Annotated in this window: 22 protein-coding genes; 14 read left to right on the top strand and 8 right to left on the bottom strand. The window is 62.4% G+C overall.

What is annotated here, in order from left to right; all coding sequences use genetic code 11:
• Positions 1–197: 197 nt before the first annotated feature.
• From AC1MLZ_RS25065 to AC1MLZ_RS25040, 6 genes are all read left to right on the top strand, one after another.
• On the top strand, positions 198–368 hold the full coding sequence (locus AC1MLZ_RS25065) for a hypothetical protein (protein ID WP_170271951.1): 171 nt from the start codon (positions 198–200) through the stop codon (positions 366–368).
• A gap of 136 nt (positions 369–504) precedes the next feature.
• Positions 505–1,143, top strand: coding sequence for an RNA polymerase sigma factor (locus AC1MLZ_RS25060; RefSeq protein WP_480962523.1), 639 nt, complete (start codon positions 505–507; stop codon positions 1,141–1,143).
• The gene (locus tag AC1MLZ_RS25055) at positions 1,140–1,661 is read left to right on the top strand and encodes an alpha/beta fold hydrolase (RefSeq protein WP_480962522.1); all 522 of its coding nucleotides are present in this window, start codon (positions 1,140–1,142) and stop codon (positions 1,659–1,661) included. The genes AC1MLZ_RS25060 and AC1MLZ_RS25055 overlap by 4 nt, the downstream gene beginning before the upstream one ends.
• Before the next feature lie 102 nt (positions 1,662–1,763).
• Complete coding sequence (istA, locus tag AC1MLZ_RS25050; protein ID WP_151989758.1) at positions 1,764–3,272, top strand: IS21 family transposase; 1,509 nt, start codon at positions 1,764–1,766, stop codon at positions 3,270–3,272.
• Positions 3,269–4,030: an IS21-like element helper ATPase IstB gene (istB, locus tag AC1MLZ_RS25045; protein WP_159513485.1), complete on the top strand. Its 762-nt coding sequence runs from the start codon at positions 3,269–3,271 to the stop codon at positions 4,028–4,030. Before istA ends, istB begins: the two co-directional genes overlap by 4 nt.
• Positions 4,021–4,785, top strand: coding sequence for an alpha/beta fold hydrolase (locus tag AC1MLZ_RS25040; protein ID WP_480962524.1), 765 nt, complete (start codon positions 4,021–4,023; stop codon positions 4,783–4,785). The genes istB and AC1MLZ_RS25040 overlap by 10 nt, the downstream gene beginning before the upstream one ends.
• 103 nt (positions 4,786–4,888) lie before the next feature.
• On the opposite strand, the gene AC1MLZ_RS25035 is transcribed toward AC1MLZ_RS25040, so the two are convergent.
• Complete coding sequence (locus AC1MLZ_RS25035; RefSeq protein WP_480962521.1) at positions 4,889–5,431, bottom strand: TetR/AcrR family transcriptional regulator; 543 nt, start codon at positions 5,429–5,431, stop codon at positions 4,889–4,891.
• 76 nt (positions 5,432–5,507) lie between these two features.
• On the opposite strand from AC1MLZ_RS25035, the gene AC1MLZ_RS25030 reads away from it, so the two are divergent.
• Both AC1MLZ_RS25030 and AC1MLZ_RS25025 read left to right on the top strand, forming a co-directional pair.
• Positions 5,508–6,692 carry a cytochrome P450 gene (locus AC1MLZ_RS25030; RefSeq protein WP_480962520.1) on the top strand — a complete coding sequence of 395 codons (1,185 nt, stop codon included), beginning with the start codon at positions 5,508–5,510 and terminating at the stop codon, positions 6,690–6,692.
• 117 nt (positions 6,693–6,809) lie between these two features.
• Complete coding sequence (locus tag AC1MLZ_RS25025) at positions 6,810–7,388, top strand: DUF4142 domain-containing protein (protein ID WP_480962519.1); 579 nt, start codon at positions 6,810–6,812, stop codon at positions 7,386–7,388.
• 64 nt (positions 7,389–7,452) lie between these two features.
• Here the strand turns inward: AC1MLZ_RS25025 and AC1MLZ_RS25020 are convergent, their stop codons facing one another.
• The 7 genes from AC1MLZ_RS25020 to AC1MLZ_RS24990 all read right to left on the bottom strand — a co-directional run bounded on the left by AC1MLZ_RS25020 (position 7,453) and on the right by AC1MLZ_RS24990 (position 11,949).
• Positions 7,453–7,734, bottom strand: a complete 282-nt coding sequence (locus tag AC1MLZ_RS25020) for a hypothetical protein (protein WP_480962518.1) — start codon at positions 7,732–7,734, stop codon at positions 7,453–7,455.
• The gene (locus AC1MLZ_RS25015) at positions 7,731–8,048 is read right to left on the bottom strand and encodes a DUF7673 family protein (RefSeq protein ID WP_480962517.1); all 318 of its coding nucleotides are present in this window, start codon (positions 8,046–8,048) and stop codon (positions 7,731–7,733) included. Before AC1MLZ_RS25015 ends, AC1MLZ_RS25020 begins: the two co-directional genes overlap by 4 nt.
• A gap of 31 nt (positions 8,049–8,079) precedes the next feature.
• Positions 8,080–8,733 carry a hypothetical protein gene (locus AC1MLZ_RS25010; RefSeq protein WP_480962516.1) on the bottom strand — a complete coding sequence of 218 codons (654 nt, stop codon included), beginning with the start codon at positions 8,731–8,733 and terminating at the stop codon, positions 8,080–8,082.
• Complete coding sequence (locus tag AC1MLZ_RS25005) at positions 8,730–9,647, bottom strand: ArdC family protein (protein WP_480962515.1); 918 nt, start codon at positions 9,645–9,647, stop codon at positions 8,730–8,732. Before AC1MLZ_RS25005 ends, AC1MLZ_RS25010 begins: the two co-directional genes overlap by 4 nt.
• A gap of 329 nt (positions 9,648–9,976) precedes the next feature.
• Positions 9,977–10,267: a hypothetical protein gene (locus AC1MLZ_RS25000; RefSeq protein ID WP_480962514.1), complete on the bottom strand. Its 291-nt coding sequence runs from the start codon at positions 10,265–10,267 to the stop codon at positions 9,977–9,979.
• Positions 10,268–10,471: 204 nt separating this feature from the next.
• On the bottom strand, positions 10,472–11,071 hold the full coding sequence (locus tag AC1MLZ_RS24995) for a thermonuclease family protein (protein ID WP_480962513.1): 600 nt from the start codon (positions 11,069–11,071) through the stop codon (positions 10,472–10,474).
• Positions 11,068–11,949: a DUF7146 domain-containing protein gene (locus tag AC1MLZ_RS24990; protein WP_480962512.1), complete on the bottom strand. Its 882-nt coding sequence runs from the start codon at positions 11,947–11,949 to the stop codon at positions 11,068–11,070. Before AC1MLZ_RS24990 ends, AC1MLZ_RS24995 begins: the two co-directional genes overlap by 4 nt.
• A gap of 92 nt (positions 11,950–12,041) precedes the next feature.
• Here AC1MLZ_RS24990 and AC1MLZ_RS24985 point away from each other — a divergent pair, with 92 nt between their 5' ends.
• The 6 genes from AC1MLZ_RS24985 to AC1MLZ_RS24960 all read left to right on the top strand — a co-directional run bounded on the left by AC1MLZ_RS24985 (position 12,042) and on the right by AC1MLZ_RS24960 (position 16,672).
• Positions 12,042–12,329, top strand: a complete 288-nt coding sequence (locus tag AC1MLZ_RS24985) for a hypothetical protein (protein WP_480962511.1) — start codon at positions 12,042–12,044, stop codon at positions 12,327–12,329.
• 99 nt (positions 12,330–12,428) lie between these two features.
• Positions 12,429–12,824, top strand: coding sequence for a hypothetical protein (locus tag AC1MLZ_RS24980; protein WP_480962510.1), 396 nt, complete (start codon positions 12,429–12,431; stop codon positions 12,822–12,824).
• A complete protein-coding gene (locus AC1MLZ_RS24975; RefSeq protein ID WP_480962509.1) occupies positions 12,824–13,510 on the top strand; it encodes a lytic transglycosylase domain-containing protein in 687 nt (228 codons plus the stop codon). Before AC1MLZ_RS24980 ends, AC1MLZ_RS24975 begins: the two co-directional genes overlap by 1 nt.
• Positions 13,507–13,881 carry a TrbC/VirB2 family protein gene (locus AC1MLZ_RS24970; protein WP_480962508.1) on the top strand — a complete coding sequence of 125 codons (375 nt, stop codon included), beginning with the start codon at positions 13,507–13,509 and terminating at the stop codon, positions 13,879–13,881. Before AC1MLZ_RS24975 ends, AC1MLZ_RS24970 begins: the two co-directional genes overlap by 4 nt.
• 63 nt (positions 13,882–13,944) lie before the next feature.
• Positions 13,945–14,289 carry a VirB3 family type IV secretion system protein gene (locus tag AC1MLZ_RS24965; RefSeq protein ID WP_480962507.1) on the top strand — a complete coding sequence of 115 codons (345 nt, stop codon included), beginning with the start codon at positions 13,945–13,947 and terminating at the stop codon, positions 14,287–14,289.
• Positions 14,282–16,672, top strand: a complete 2,391-nt coding sequence (locus AC1MLZ_RS24960) for a VirB4 family type IV secretion/conjugal transfer ATPase (protein ID WP_480962506.1) — start codon at positions 14,282–14,284, stop codon at positions 16,670–16,672. The genes AC1MLZ_RS24965 and AC1MLZ_RS24960 overlap by 8 nt, the downstream gene beginning before the upstream one ends.
• The last annotated feature ends 13 nt before the right edge of the window (positions 16,673–16,685 follow it).

Here is a 16,685-nt window from a genome sequence, read left to right as displayed (position 1 = left end):
CGACCAAATTGCCTGATTTCAAACCCTCGCCTGCTGGTCAACCAAGCGAGATCGAGACTCCTGCGGCGAAAAATGGATCGAAGCCATGAACAGCGTGTGCCGATCCCCGGCACGGTTTTGCTGGCGAGTGGTTCGACCCGGGATCGATGCGAGAAGGTGCTATTCCCGAACAACGGCAGCAACCATCGGAGTGATCGATGCCGAATACCGACCCAAAAGACAAAGCGGCGACACTCATCGCTGCGCTGCTCGTCCTCCTTGCGGAAGCCGATGCGTTCGGATTCACGCTACCGGCGATACAATTCGAAGCTGCGATCACAGCGTTGAGTGGGATTGGCGGCGTGGCTCAAATATCGACCAAAGGCTGACTCGACGGCATCCCGCGTCGATGCGTTTGCCCAGTCCGACCTCCTCTAAAAGGCCACAGAATAATGGGATCGCGTCGGCTTTCGTGGTTGGAGCGGTCTTCTCATCCAATTTGCATATTCTGCAAAGGTGACGAGGATGACACTTCCCGCCGCCATTGATCAGACTGATCCGTTTATAAGCCAGCGCGGTTTTAGCCATGCTGTGCGCAGGGTGATGCCAAACCTGCGGATTTATGCGCGTCGACTGACGCGTAACGAGGCAGATACCGATGACCTCGTTCAGGATACATTGGTGCGCGCCTGGGCCGCGCGAGAGCGTTTCGAGATCGGGACGAACCTTAAGGCTTGGCTTATGCGGATCGCACGGAACAGCTTCCTGTCTGGGAAGCGAAAGGATCGGCGCTCGGTATCGTGGGATCCGGCAATCGCAGAACGTCTTTTAATTGCCCCTGCCACGCAGGACGAAGGGATTTTCTCCAATGAACTCAACCAAGCCGTGTCGTCGCTTTCTGATGGACAACGCGTAGCCTTCGAGCTGGTGACACGAGACGGGCTGACATTCGAGGAAGCCGCGGATCGTCTCGGCGTACCGCTTGGCACCGTTAAAAGTCGCGTATCGCGAGCCCGTCGGGTGCTCGTTGACGGCTTTGAAACCGATCCGCCTCTCCTGGGCCAGCTACCAACGCTCCCCGCGCCCGCGTGCGAAGCTCCTGAAACAAGCGATGCTAACGTATACCGAAACTGGAAAAGATCCGGTTCGAGAACAATAGGATGAATACGCCGCAGCCTGGACAGTTCGGTTTCAATCGCGTCACGCCGGATCAAGGCCACATAATTGATTCAGTCAAAGAAAGGCACTGGAACACCATGCGTGAAATCCCGTCCGATATCGTACAGACGTGGGCGCCAGACCCTGCATACCTGCCCGATTGGTTTGTCGACGCGCTATCCGTGCCGCGGGAGGAAGGCTTCGTCGAGGTCTCTGGTGTGAGAATGCATTACTTCCGCTGGGGAGATCGTTCCGCGCCTCCTTTACTGATGACCCACGGCTTTCTCTCTCATGCACGGTGCCTGGCGTTCGTCGCGCCTTACCTAGCTGAAAATTACCATGTGATCGCCTACGACCATTCAGGAATGGGCGACAGCGACGTTCGCGAGAATTGTGACATGGTCGCGCGAGGACGGGAGATGATCGGGGTCGCGGAGGCCCTTGGACTTTTTGTGCTGCGCGGCGATGAAGGTGAGACAGCAGCGTCAATCAAGATGAGACTCCGTTTGGGGCTGTCGGCGTAGGGCGTAGCCCGGAGCCGACAGCCCCAAACGGAAGCCCTTTCGAAGGGCTTTGGTGGTCGTGACCGGCCTACATCTGGGCTTTTCCTTGGGGGAAGAGCGCAGGTGAGCGGTCGACACGTCAACGATCATCAAACGAGGCTCTTTATGAAACATCGTCAAAGCGACCCGGTGCCCGTGGCAGCGGCCAAGGCCGGTATCAGCCGGGCGACCGCCTATCGACTGCTCAAGGGCGGCAAACTCCCGTCCCAGAAGGCGGAGCCGCGAGGTCGGCGCCGACCAGACCCGCTGGCAGAGATCTTCGACACCGAGATTGTCCCACTTCTCCAGGCGGCTCCCGGCCTGCGGGCCGTTGCCATATTTGAGGAGATGCTTCGCCGGCATTCGGATCTGTCGCCCGGTATCCGGAGGACCCTGGAGCGGCGCATCCGGACATGGCGTGCGCGGCATGGTCAGGACCAGGAAGTCATTTTCCGTCAGACCCACGAGCCCGGCCACATGGGCCTGTCGGACTTCACCGATATGGGCGACCTCGATGTGCCCGTCACGGTCGCCGGCGAGCCGCTCAAGCATCTCCTCTATCACTTCCGGTTGGTCTGGTCGGGTTTCGAGCACGCCCATGTCATCCTCGGCGGCGAGAGCTATGTCGCCTTGGCCGAGGGACTGCAGAACGCCCTGTGGGCGGTAGGCGGCGCGCCACGCCTACACCGCAGTGACAGCCTGTCGGCCGCATTCCGCAATCTCGACGCTGACGCCAGAGTTGACCTGACGCGGCGATATGATGCGCTTTGCGAGCATTATGCGATGGAGCCGACGCGCAACAATCGCGGTGTCGCCCATGAGAACGGCGCTATCGAAAGCCCCCACGGCCATCTCAAATATGCCGTAAACGACGCACTGTTGATGCGCGGATCCGGCGACTTCGACGATTTGACCGCCTATCGCGCCTTCATCGACGAGATCGTCGCGCGCAAGAACCGACGCAACGCGGCTCGTATCGATGCCGAGCGCGCAACGCTGCAGCCGCTCCCGCAGCTTCGCACCGGCGACTATGAGGAGAGCATTGTCCCCGTCACCTCGACCAGCAGCTTCACGCTGAAGAAGGTCTTCTACACGGTCCCGTCGCGCCTCATCGGCCACAGGCTGAGGGTCCGCCTGTATGACGACCGCCTCGATATCTTCCTCGGCGCGACGCGTCTCATGACGCTCCGTCGCGGACGAACGCCCAGCGACGGCAAGCACGGACACGTCGTCGACTACCGGCACGTCATTCACAGCCTGCGGCGCAAACCTATGGCGCTGATGAACCTCGTCTACCGCGACCAGATCTTTCCGCGCGAAGCGTATCGCCGGACATTCGACCGTCTTATCGAACAACTGCCCGAGCGCGTCGCCTGCAAGATCATGGTCGAGTTGCTCTCGCTCGCGCATGAGCGGGGTTGCGAAGCAGAGCTGGCAGATGTTCTGGCAGCGGATCTGGACGCCAGGCGCCTGCCAGACCTCACGCAGCTACGAGCACGCTTCTCACCAGACCCGGCCAGCTTGCCGGTCGTCTCGGTGCAATTGCCCTCGCTTGCCGTCTACGACACTCTGCTGACGGGAGCGGCCGCATGAACCCCGCTGTCGACACCCAGCGCCTCGCATTCATCCTCAACGAACTGCGTCTGCCTGCCATCAAGCAGGCCTGGCTCCAGTTCGCTGAACGCGCCGACAAGGAGGCGTGGCCGGCCACCCGCTTCCTCGCCGCGCTCGCCGAGCATGAGATCGCCGAACGCGACCGGCGACGCATCGAGCGGCACCTGGCAGAAGCACGCCTGCCACCAGGCAAGACCCTCGACACCTTCGACTTCACCAACGTGCCGATGATCTCGAAGGCTCACATCATGGCGCTCTGCGCCGGCGACAGCTGGCTCGAGAAGGGGGCCAACCTCATCATGATTGGCGGACCGGGCGGCGGGAAGAGCCATCTCGCCGCTGCAATCGGCATGGCACTCATCGAGGCGGGCTGGCGCGTCCTGTTCACCCGTACCTCGGATCTCGTCCAGAAACTGCAGATCGCGCGCCGTGAGCTCGCCCTCGAAAGTGCGATCGCCAAGCTCGACAAATATCACCTGCTCGTGCTCGACGATCTCGCCTACGTCACCAAGGACCAGGCCGAAACCTCCGTCCTCTTCGAACTGATTAGCGCCCGCTACGAACGCCGATCAACCCTCATTACCGCCAACCAGCCATTCGGCGACTGGTCGCGCGTATTCCCTGACCCCGCCATGACGCTCGCCGCTGTCGATCGCCTCGTTCATCATTCCACCATCTTCGAGATGAACGTCGAGAGCTACCGACGCCGCGCAGCCCTCCAGCGACAATCAAGCTGAGACACCGTCTGTCGCGGAGCGGCGATCAAGACCAAAGTTGGCCTTGCATTGCCTGTCGCGCCGCGACAATCTCGCTCCCGTCACGGCCGCAGAGTCTCATCCTGATCGCCGCTACTGTCTCATCCAGATCGCCGCTCAATATTTTTGGCCACGAGCACAAGCCGATCATCGTCGCACACAGCTTTGGCGCGGCAGTCGCGCTCCAGGCGATCACGCTGGCGCCGGATGCCTTTGCCGGTACGGTGATTTGCGATCTGATGGTGCTGCGTCCGTCCAGCTTTGACGCCGTTTGGGGCGGCGGCCGCACCGGCCCGGGATCAGGCGACCCCGATCGCCCGCATAAGCGCTACCCCGATTACGCCAGCGCGCGCGAGCGGTACGTTCTATCTCCGCCACAGCCCGTTGGTGAGGCGTTCCTGATGGATTACATGGCCTATCACTCACTTCGACGCGAAGGCGAAGCGTGGACCTGGAAGTTTTCGCCATCAGTGTTCAAGCGGGATAATGTGCCCAGCGAATGGCTTGAAATGGGCAGAACGCTGGTCGAGGCACCAGGCCGCAAGGCGATAGTACACGGCGAGCAAAGCCTCCTTTTTACAAACGATTCCAGTGATTACGTGCGCGAGCTCGGCGGTATCGATATTCCGATCATCGCTGTACCCGAAGCTCGGCACCATCTGATGCTGGATCAGCCGCTGGCGTTCGTCGCCGCCTTGCGCGCGTTGCTGGCGGGCTGGAGCATCGAGCGTAATTAGACCGGTTTGATACCAGGCTATACGCCTGCGTCCGAGCAGGTTGTAGGGGAGCGTTTGGCACGCGTTCGCCAATCTTGGGAGCACACCGACCAGTACTCCGGTATTACGTCTGCGGCTTCACAAGAGCGCGTATCGTCAATCGTTCGATCAAGCTGCTGACGTCATCGGCTGAACTGGTCAGTCCCTCCGTCAACCACCAGCTTAAAATGGTGATTATTCCGCCCACTACGACGCGAACAGCGAGTCCGCGAGGCACGGATGAATCAAACGGGAGATCGAGCCCCTCTGCGTATTGAATGGCGCGAGCCGTCACTTCCTGTCGCACTGCATCGCCACCGCCAACCAGCAGAGCTGCCGACGCGTGCCGGTGTAGATCGACGAACTCCACGACCGATCGCACGGCGTTTCCCACATCTCCACGTACGAGAGCCGGGGCCACCTGCTTAACCAACCGTCCCATCAACTCGTCCGCCACGTCGAGCAACAGCATGTCGACGCCGGGATAATGGCGAAAGAAGGTCGCGTAGCCGACTCCGGCCTGGGCGACGATACGTTGCGCAGTGATCGAATGCGCGTCGCCGTCTTGCAACAGCGCCAGCATCGCGTCGCGCAGCAGCGAACGGGTTCGCGTGACACGAGCGTCCACGCCCTTTTCGCTATTACCCCTTTTATGAGCCACAGTAGATCATATATAGCGGACCTTGGAGTAAAGGAGCAAAGCGATGAGTTCGTATTCCACGCTATCGCGCAAACCGTCCAGCGGGGTCGACGATCTCCGTGACGATCGAAAAAGCATTCCATCGCAGCCCATGGGTCGCGGTTGCCCAGTCCAGTCTTTTTCAGAAGCACGCGCGCTACTCCGGGACGATGAGCTGCATCAGGCCAGTTTCCGCGCTGATCTGATGGCAAGGTTCAGCGACGAGCGCTTTGCGCCAATCATTTTCCAGCACGGTGAGCGCCATCGCCGTCAGCGTGCTGCGACCGCTCGGTTCTTCACCCCCAAAACCGTCGACACCAGCTACCGTGCGATTATCGAACGTGAATCCGATGCGTTAATCGGCGACATGCAGCGTCGCGGCCACGCAAAGCTTGACGACATGAGCATGCGGCTGGCGGTGTCCGTTGCGGCCGAGGTTGTCGGTGTTACCGATAGTAATCGCACCGGGATGGCGCGTCGGCTTGAACGCTTTTTTCAGGCTGGCAATGTCGCGCTCGGCAAGTCGATCCTCGATCTGCCACGCTTCGCGCGGGCTCAGATCCACATGCTTAATTTTTACGTTCGAGACGTGTTCCCAGCGGTTCTCGCGCGTCGCCGTGCCCCGCGCGAAGACGTGATCTCGCATTTGATCGCCGAAGGCTATTCGGACCGCGCGATACTTACCGAGTGCGTGACCTACGCTGCCGCCGGCATGGTGACGACACGCGAATTCATCACGATGGCGGGATGGCATTTGCTCGAGCGCGAGGAGCTTCGGAAACGCTTCCTTGCCACAGATGAGACCGGGCGGATCGCCATCTTGGAAGAGATCCTTAGGCTCGAACCTGTCGTCGGGGAGCTTTCGCGACGGAATCCAAATACGGGCCAGATTTTCAAAATCGATATTCGACAGGCGAACGCTGATGTTGCGGCGGTGGGCGCGTGTCCGCATGCAGTCGATCCTGATCGCGCCTTGGCAGCGCGGGTCGGTAGCGCGGGGCTTGCGTTCGGTGATGGTTCGCATCGATGCCCTGGTGCGAGCATCGCAATTCTCGAAACCGCAATCTTTCTCGATCGCCTGCTGCGCATTGCGGACTTAACGCTGCAAGCACCGCCGAAGATCAACTGGAACGCGTTGATCACAGGGTATGAACTTCGCGATTGTCGCCTTCGCATTGCACCCACAATCAGCTTGAGTTCCGGAACCTGACCCGGCGCTGCCGCATTGCTTCCCGCAGCCATCATATGGCTCGGTAGCCCCCCCTTGCCTGACGGAACCGGCAAGAATGACGAGACGTTCAAAAGAACATATTAACAGGAGAAAACGATGCTTCGAGCTCTTATACTTTCCAGCGCTGCCGCAATCATGATGGCTACGCCTGTCGTCGCTCAGGACATGATGGCTTCTACCGGATCCCTGACGCCGACAGAGGTGGGGGTGTCGCCCCTCTCGGCAACATCAGCGACCGACTATGTCAAATTGGCGGCTGACTCGGACAATTACGAAATTCAGTCCAGCCGTCTGGCTCTGACGAAAAGCAAGCGCGATGACATCAAGTCTTTTGCCCAGCAGATGATCACCGATCATACCGGCACGACGAAGGCACTGATGGCAGCGCTGAAGAATGACGACCGCACGATCGCACGGCCCTCGACAAAGCTGTCCGCGGCCAACGCGGCCAAAATCGCGTTGCTGAAAAAAGCGCCCAAGGCGACGTTCGATGATCTTTATCTGCAGCAGCAGGCACAGGCGCATCAGGCGGCTTGGGCTCTGCACAAGGGTTATGCCACTGACGGGACTGATGCTGCCCTGAAGCAGGTGGCTTCCACCGCAGTTCCTGTGATCGAACGGCATTTGCAGCATGCCAAGCAAATGCTGCCTGCGGGCCTGACGCCTGCGCAATAACGCAGTGCGTCCATCGTTTGTTTAGAATGCCCGCTCGGTTGTCTGTGAGGCAAAAGTTTCCAGGTTATTTCATGAGTGGGACGCCCAAGTCCCGGTTAACGCTATCGCGCCGCTCCCCCGCTTGCGGGGAGCGGCGCGACTTTAAGGGCGGTCGGCTATTGAAGGAGCCGAGCTTGCCACGGAACGCGCCGACGACGCTCCCCTGATCCCAATGGCCGGACAGAACGCCGCGCCGGGTGATGTTGCCGATCGGCTTTCGGCGCGCGGCGAGTAGCCGGGCGCGCCGGGTGTCGCGATCGACCGGCTCGCCGGTGATGAAGTGGATCGCGGTGCGCAGCGCGATCATGGCTCGCGCCACTGTTCGACTAGCGCCACCATCGCGTCGCGGTAGCCCCAGGCATCGGGATAGACGGTCGGCTCCTGCGCGAGATACGCCATGACGATCAGCATATCCTCGGCAATGATCGCGTCGCAGTTGCAAAGGTGAAGGACCGGGAAATGGCCGTTGTCGCCACCATTCCACCACGCCAACAGGAAGTCGGCCGCGCGCGCCGCTTGGCCAGCGTCGGACCCCGCGACGACGATCAGGCGGGTGATAGCCTCGCCTACCTCATCGAAGGCGACGGCGCGGATCGCGGGACGGCGTTGGGGTGGTGACATAGCGGCGGCTCCAACCGGCATCTTGGCGCGCTCATGCGGAGAAGGGAACGGGGACCAACAGCGCGTCCTCGATCGGCGCGATGTCGCGCAGCTCGACTTGCGCGATCTTCTCGGCGCGTTCCGCGCCGACCGGATCAAGATAGACGTAGGTGCGGTCGGCAAAGACGGGGCTGCACAAGCGCCAGATGACGCCCTTGCGCCCGACGCGGCGATCGGCGCGGCCATCATAGGAGGCGAACGAACCGACGATCCGGACGCGCTGCCCTAGCCGTAGCCAGTTGGCAGCACCGCTTATGACGGCGGCTTTTTCATCCTCGCTCAAGTCGGGGCGGCCGATGCCGAACGTCGCGCTGTGGTCGAGCGCGAACCGCGACAACTTCTCCTCGACGGGTTCGGGTTTCCAATCCGAGACCGGCCCCGGCTTCGCCTTGTGCATGTGCGTCGTCGACTTCGCGCCGAATAGATCGTGCTGCACTCCCACCAAGCGCAGGTTGAACATCGCCTCATGGTAGGCGCGCCGCCACAACGCGCCGGGGGTCGGCGGCTTGCGGCGCGCGCCGTCGCGCATAAGCGCGACCAGCTCGTTGAACTCCTCCTCGCTCACGGTAGCGAAGCTCGGGTCATAGATCAGTCGCCCCGCGACTGCCCGGCCCCCCTCGGGGCCGGGGTCGTCGGGGTCGGTCACGCCGCCTGCTCCATTTCGGCAGCGGTCTCGATCGCCATGCTGCTCAACAGCCAATCGGCTGCGGCCTGCGCCTGCGTCGCGGCGGCGAAGATCGCGCGCTTGTCGCTGCGGAGGGTTTGGAGCCAGTTCGCCAGATAGGCGGCATGGTCCTCGCGATCGTGAAGCTTGATCCCGGTCGCGCCGCTGATGAACGCGGCCCCTAGCTCGGCAACCAATTCCTCGCGGGCATAGTCCTCGCGCTTCGTGGAAATGAGTGACGGACGGGCAAGACGATCGACGTGGCCGGTCGCGTGGGTCAGCTCGTGCGCCAAGGTCGAATAGTAATCGTCGCTGGTGTGGAAATCGGCAAACTCGGGCATGACGACGTGATCGCCGCTCGGCTGATAATAGGGCTGCGAGCCGTGATGCTTGAGCGTGACGGGAACGCGACCGAAGAGCGCGTCTAGTTCGGCGTCCCGCTCGTCGGGATTGGTCGCGGTGATGATTGGCGCGGGAGCGGGATATTTCGCCTCGATGCCGTCGATCTGCTCGGCGTTGAAAACGGTATAGCGTTTCAGGAAGGGGATGCCGCGCTTGACCTCCTCGCCCGCATTGTTCTCTTCGGTCCGCTCGATCCGGTTGGCATAGACTACAACGGAACCCTTCTCGCCCTTGCGGACGCAACCGCCCATCGCGATCGCCTGCTTGAAGGTCAGCCAGTGCGGGGCGGCGTAACCCTTGGTCATGGCGGCAACCCAAAGGGTCAGGACGTTGATGCCACGGTAGGCAACGCCGGTGCTGCGAAGCGGGATATTCGGCGCGGTGCTGCCGTTCCACGATTTCGACCAAGGCCGGGTGCCAGCCTCGATCATGGCGATCATCTGATCGGTGATTTCCTGATAGACGTCAGCTCGGTTGTCGGTGATCCGTCCCATGATTTTGTCCTTCCTTTGAGGCAGTAAGCCGGTCGCAACAGCAACCGGCTCTGCCTTTCCGGCGAGGAACGGGATGGGGAGGGAGGGCGAGAATCTACCGCTGGCGCGGGCGAGCCGCCCTAGCGCGGCCGACGCCGGTAAGGCGTCGGGTGCCGCGCTTGGCGGATTACTCGGGCGGTCGATTGTCGTTCGGGAACGAAAGGGCAGCCGCCCTTGGTGTTCCCTCTGCGTCGATTGGCCTCCGGGGGAGGGCATTGGCGCCAACAGGTCCACGTCGCGCCCTGGGCGCGTCTGTAGGTGTGCCACGTGGCACACCCGCTACGCTGCGGTTAGATCCACTGCCTCTGAAGGATCTCGGCGAACTCCCATCCCAACACGGCAACGCCAGCGACGACCGCGGCGAGCGCGAACAGCGCGAACAGCGCGAGCCGCTTCGGCGCACGAAGGCGCGGGCTGCTGTCGCCGGTGATGATGACCGCCGCGCCGATCGCGAGTGCGAGGACCAGGCCGGGCCCCAACTCGTAGAGGACGAGGCCGGGCAGACGGTTCGGTAGCAGGTAGGGGAAGCGGCGAATGACGCGCCCGACGAGGACAGCGCCGATCACGAGAGTGACGGCCATCCCCCAGCGGCCGATCACGACCGCAATCGGGGAGCCGGGTTTAAACACCCGCATGATACCATGAACAGATTACGCCCGCCCGCCAGGGCGGTCCTCGCCAGCCTAGTCGATCGTTACCCGCATGGGCGGAAACCCGCTCGCGGGGTTCCGTGGAGCGCCGCGAAAGCGGCGCGGAATAGAGCGCGGGCCGAAGGCAGGCCCCGATCACTTCTTGATCGTGCCTACGCTGCACCCTTCCGGCACCTGGGCCTGTCGCACCGCAAGTTGTCGCATCCCTTCATAGTCAACGCCCCAAAGTCCTGCTCGCTGTGCTGCCGCCTTTCGCATCAAATCTACGTAAGCTCCGCCCGAATAGACTCGGTAATCGACTGCATATCCTTGAGCCACCATCGTAGCCCCGACACTAGCTTTATTGGCTAGAAACCGACACGCTAGGTTCAACCGTCCATAGCTCTTCGGATTAGTCCGGCACTGGTTCTCATGCCGCAACGCGTAATCGAACATCGACACCGAACAATCCATGCCACCATCGCGCAACGCTAACGCTCTCAACGCATCGCTCGACAGATTTTTCAGCAACGGCAAGTCATCATCTGGCGCATCAATGCCGACAATTCGCACCCGCCCATTCGTAAAATCGACCGTATCGCCATCGATAATCCTTGGATTCGCCGAAGTAAGCCTTGTCTGCGACGCTTCGACAATCGACTCCTTGTTCTGCGCGATCGAATAGACTGCGACGATTACGAACGTCGCGCCCATCATCCATCGTTGAAACGGCGTCGCTCCGGGAAAGAGCTTCATATTCCCCGGACCTCGCGTAACAGGTCATTCCAATCGCCTGCATGGGGCGGCAGCTTGCTGACGAGTTGGCGGCCGTTGGCCGTCAGGTGCGGGGTGGCGCGCGCGATAGCGCGCGTCGCCTCGCCCCCATGCTGGCTGTAGATCACGACGGTATGGATGCTCTCGGGGATCGCGACAGCCTGATACCGCTCGATCCCCAGCACGGGCCACACGAATAGCCCAGCGCCGAGCATGTTCATCACGCTCGCGGCGTCCTCGACGCCTTCGGCGAGACGCAGCACGCCGTCTGTCGGGATACCGCCCCATCGGACCGCGCCGCTGCCGGGGTTGCCAAGCATCCACTTTGGTTCGGGCATGTCGGCTTTGCCGCGCCCATCGGGCGCCAGGAAGGTCCGATGGATCGCGACCACGCCGGAATCTTCCTCGATCGGGACGATCAGCGCCGGCGCATACGCCTTGGCGGCGCCGGCGCCGAACTGGCAGCGTGGATCATAGCGAGCGTTGATGCCAGCGGGGATGATCGCGCGCGAGCGCAGATAGCGATCGGCAAGCGAGCCGGCGTAAGGTTCTGCGTGTCGCCAGACCGCCAACGCGACCTTGTTGTGGTCGGCCTTGCCCTCTTGCCGCTGGCCCGGGTCATGGTCGACGGGCGCGAGGATCTTGCCCGAGCGCAGCGCCGCCATGATCGCATCGGCCGTGCAACCGGCGAAGCAATGAAACAGCACCGCGCGCTCGCCGACGCGGACCGAGAGACTGGCGGTGCTGTCGGCATGGGCCGGGCACCGGCACATGGCAAAGTCGCCCTTCCACTTCCCGCCGAGCTGGCGGACGATGCGGTCAGCTTGCTCCTCGATCGTAGCCGTCTGCCGTCCCGCCATCTAAGACACTCCCGGTTCAAGACGCATACTTGCTATCGGGGAGCGGTGCAAAGCACCAGCGAAAAGCATAGTAATCACTGTTGGGGGAATGAATGGATTTGGAGCTGCTGCTCGAACGCGAATTGACGACGCTTCGGCCCCTTGGTGGGTCGATCACGGACGTCCATGTCTGCCAGCGCGACTGCGGGCGATGGTACATCAACGTCCGGGTTAGCTGGCGCGGGACAGCACTTTTCCACGTGGGGCTTTATGACAAAAAGCGTATCAGGCTGTATAAAAAGGCATCTTCGGCCATTCGCCATATCGTCCTTGGCTATGGCTACGATGACGTGATCCACCTTCATCCCTGCGCAGACGTGAGAGACCAAAAGGCGTTCTGACGCGCCAAGCCGTTGGGTCCAATGTGAAGTTTCGGTCATTTTCGGGCTAGGCAATCCCGTTTCAGCGATTTAGCTTGTTGTCACTCTAGGAGTGAAAACATGGCAAATCGCTTGTGTTCGTCTCTCTCGGTCGCTGCACTGGTAGCGACCTCCCTTGCGGCAGCGCCTGCTCGCGCTGAAAACACCTGGGCCTGTGAAGTTCTGCTCTGCGCGAGCAATCCGGGCGGGTGGATGCAGTTCAAGGAATGCGTCCCGCCGATCCGCAAGCTCATCACGCATCTCGGCCTCGGTGGCGGCTTTCCCACGTGTAGCGCGGGCGGAGTCAGCAAAGCGGACTATACCAAGCCGAAGAACGGTCGGCCTGGCTACGTCGTGATGACGATGCAGGATGGCACGCGGACCCGCTACACGGTCCCTACCAGTTCGCAGGTCGATCAGGCGGAGGCCACGGCACAACCCGGCCCGCTCGCGGGCACGCGAAGTTTGGAGCGGTAATGATGCTCCCCGCCGCAGTCGTCATGGGTCTCGCGGCGCAATGCGCGCCGAACGTGGCGCCTGCGACGATCGCGGCGATCGTCCAGACGGAAAGCCGCGGCAATGAGTTGGCGATCGGCGTCAACGGGCTCGGCAGCAAGGTCGCGCAGCCGACCAGCGTTGCGCAGGCGATCGAGGTCGCGCGCTTCTACGTCGCCAAGGGGTATTCGGTGGATCTGGGCCTCGGCCAGATCAACTCCCGCAACATGAAGGCGCTCGGCCTGACGTGGGACACGGTGTTCGAGCCTTGCACGAACATCGCCGCGGCCGGTGCGGTGATTTCCGGCAACTACCATAGCGTTCGCGCCGGGCTGCACCCCCAGCGCGCGCTTCGCATTGCCCTGTCCATGTATAACACCGGGTCGCAGTCGCGTGGCTTCAACAACGGCTATGTCGGAAGGGTGGTCGGCAACGCCGGCATATCCGACGGCATTCGACCCGTAGCGGTCAAGGTAGCCGCGTTCTCCGGCTCCAACGATTCCAACCCGGCGAGCGCGACAGCGCAGCTCGCCGCGCTGGTGGCAGAAAACACGTCCGTCGCGGGGCAGTTGAAAGCTGCGCCACCCCCACCGCCGCCAGCCTGGGACGTGTTTGCGAAGGCGGAATATGAGCGAGCGCGTCTCGCCGGAGAAGGAGAAGAACGATGAACCTCGCATCTTCGATCGGTGGGCCGGCGCTCGCCCTTCGATCCAGAGTGACCAACCGCGTGGAGGCGATGACGCCTCGCCAACGCAAGGCCGGCAAACTTCTGTCGATGTTCGGCATGGTGGGTCTGGCGACGCTGCTATCGGCCGAGCCTGCGTTCGCTCAGACCAATCTCGAGAGTTTCGGCACTGCGGTCCTAGGGCTTCTCAGCAACGGCCTTCTGCGCACCGTTGCCATCCTCGCGATCATCGCAGCGGGGTTCGGTTGGCTGACCGGCCGCGTCAACACCGGCGCCCTCGTCACCGTCATCATCGGCATCGCGCTGATCTTCTCGGCGCCGTGGATCGTCACCCAGCTCAGCGGTGGAGGCTAATGGTCAAGGGAGCGGGGCGCGATCCGCGCCCCGCTCCCGCTTTTCTCGTGTGGAGTATAGAACGTGGACGAAGATCGGGAGACAATGGCGCGCAACCCGCTGTTCCTGGCGGTGACGCGGCCCGCGCTGTTCGCGGGCATCCCGATCGAGGCGGCGGTGCTGATCCTCATCTCCTCGGTATGCATCCTGATCGGGTTCAACAATCCGGTCTATGCCGCGGTCAACGCCGGCGTGATGTTCGGCCTGTCGCGCCTGATCGTGCGGCACGACGTGAACGCCTTCCGGCTGATCTTCCTGTGGGGCCGCACCAAGGCGGCGAACCGCAACCGGGCATATTGGGGCGGTTCGAGCTACACGCCGCTCCCCCTCAAGGGCATCAAGCGCAAGGGGTTCGGCCGCAATGGCTAAGGCAAACCGCCTCTCCGACCAGGTGCCGTTAAAGGTCGCGCTCAAGGAAGTGCTGCCGACCAAGTTCCTGCCCTATGCACGGCACGTCAACGACGAGGTGGTGGCGCTCGATTCCGGCGCGATCATGCTGACTTTCGAGCTGCAAGGTCGCGCTTTCGAGACGGCCGATGTGCGCGATCTGAACGATTGGCACTCGAAGCTCAATGGGATGCTTCGCAACCTGCATGACGATCGCCTGTCGATCTGGACGCATCTCGTCCGCGCGCGCGTCGAGCAATATCCGGGCGGCAACTTCCGCTCGCGCTTCGCGCGCGATCTCGATGCGGCCTACTTCGCCCGAATGAATCGCGAGCGGATGTTCATCAACCGCTTCTTCGTGACGCTGGTGGTGCGCCCCGCGATCCACGGCGCCGACAAGCTGGTCCAGCTCTTCAAGAGCAAGGCGAAGGCAGGGGCCGAGGCCGACGAGGTCGACGCCGATCTGCTGGAGCTGCTGGAGGATAAGGCGCGCGATTTCGAGAAGCTGCTCGATCGCTGCTCGCCGCGCCGGCTGTCGATCTACGGGTTCAACGGCCTAAAGTTTTCCGAGACGATGGAAGTCGCGGAAATGGTGATGACGGGCCGGCATCGCCGCGTCCCGATCATCCGGGGCCACCTCGGCAGCGCCCTCTATCGCCAGCGCGTGATCTTCGGCGGAGAGACCGTCGAGGTCCGCGACGCCGATCGCAGCGCCTTTGGCGGCATCTTCGGCATCCGCGAATATCCGGCGTTCACGACGCCGCGCCAATTCGAGTCCCTGCTGGCGGTCGATTTCGGGTTCGTGCTGACGCAATCCTTCACCTTCCTCGGCCGCGCCGCGGCATCGGAGCGGTTCCGGCTTCGCCAAAAGCAGATGGAGAACGCCGACGATCGCGCCGTCAGTCAGATGCTCGATCTTGTCGACGCAGCGGACGATCTCATGTCCAACCGCTTCGTCCTGGGCGATCATCACTTCACGCTCGCGGTGTATTCGGACAGCCTCAAGGGGCTGCGCGACAACCTGTCGATCGCGCGTGCCGCGCTCGCCGACACCGGCATGGTGGCGGCGCGCGAGGGCGCTGCGCTGGAAGCCGCGTATTGGAGCCAGCTCGTCGGCAATTTCGCGTGGCGGGCAAGACCGGCGCCGATTACGTCACTCAATTTCGCGGCGTTCTCGCCGTTCCACACCTACCCTGCCGGCCTCGCTGCCGGGAATCATTGGGGCGATGCGATCGCGCTGATGAAAACGAGCGCGCGCAGCCCCTACTTCTTCAGCTTCCATAAGCGCGACATCGGTCACACGCTGGTTGTCGGCCCCACTGGCGGGGGCAAGACGGTCATCGTGAACTTCCTCATGGCGCAAGCCGAGAAGACGGGCGCGCGCCAGATATTCATCGACAAGGATCGCGGCGCACAGATTTTCGTCCTGGCCTCGGGCGGCACGTATCTGACGCTCGCCAACGGCACCCCGACGGGCTTCGCGCCGCTCAAGGCGCTCGAAAACAATGCGGAGGATCGCGCGTGGCTATCGCTGTGGGTGCGCCAGCTCGTCCGCGCCGAGCAGCGCCCGATCACGGTTCAAGAAGAGCGGATGATCGACGAGGGCGTGGCCGCCGTGATGCGGCTCCCCCGCGAAGATCGATCGCTCGATGCGCTGCGGACCATGCTCGGCATGGCGGACGCAGGCGGCATCGGCGCCCGTCTCGAGAAGTGGACTTCGCGCGGTGCGATGGGGTGGGTGTTCGACAACGCAGCGGACGAAATGACGCTCGATGCGCGGTTCATCGGGTTCGACATGACGGACTTTCTCGACAATGCCGAGATCCGCGCACCGCTGATGCTCTACCTGTTCCATCGCATCGACAAGATGCTGACCGGCGAGCGGACGATCATTGCCATCGACGAGTTCTGGAAGGCGCTACAGGACGAAGCGTTCCGGGGCTTCGCGCAAGACGGCCTGAAGACATACCGCAAACGCAACGCGATGATGGTGTTCGCCACACAGTCGCCGGCCGATGCGCTCAAGAGCGACATTGCGCACTCGATTCTCGAACAGGTCGCAACCCAGGTGATGCTCCCCAACCCCAAGGGCGCGCGCCGCGACTATGTTGAGGGCTTCTCGCTGACCGAGGCGGAATATCAGCTCATCCGCGAAGAATTGTCGCCGGAATCGCGCAAGTTCCTCGTCAAGCAAGGCCATGACAGCGTTGTGGTCGAGCTGGACCTGACCGGACTCGATGACGAGCTGGCGGTCCTGTCAGGGCGCGCCGAAACGACGTCGATCGCCGTCGCGGCAGCAGCGGAGTTCGGCCCCGATCCGGCGGCCTGGCTCCCCGTATTCCACAAACGTCGTCGTCCAAGCTGAGAAGGAGAAGGGA

This window comes from Sphingomonas sp. PEI4 (assembly GCF_056679955.1).
This window is presented reverse-complemented; position numbering and strand designations above follow the sequence as displayed.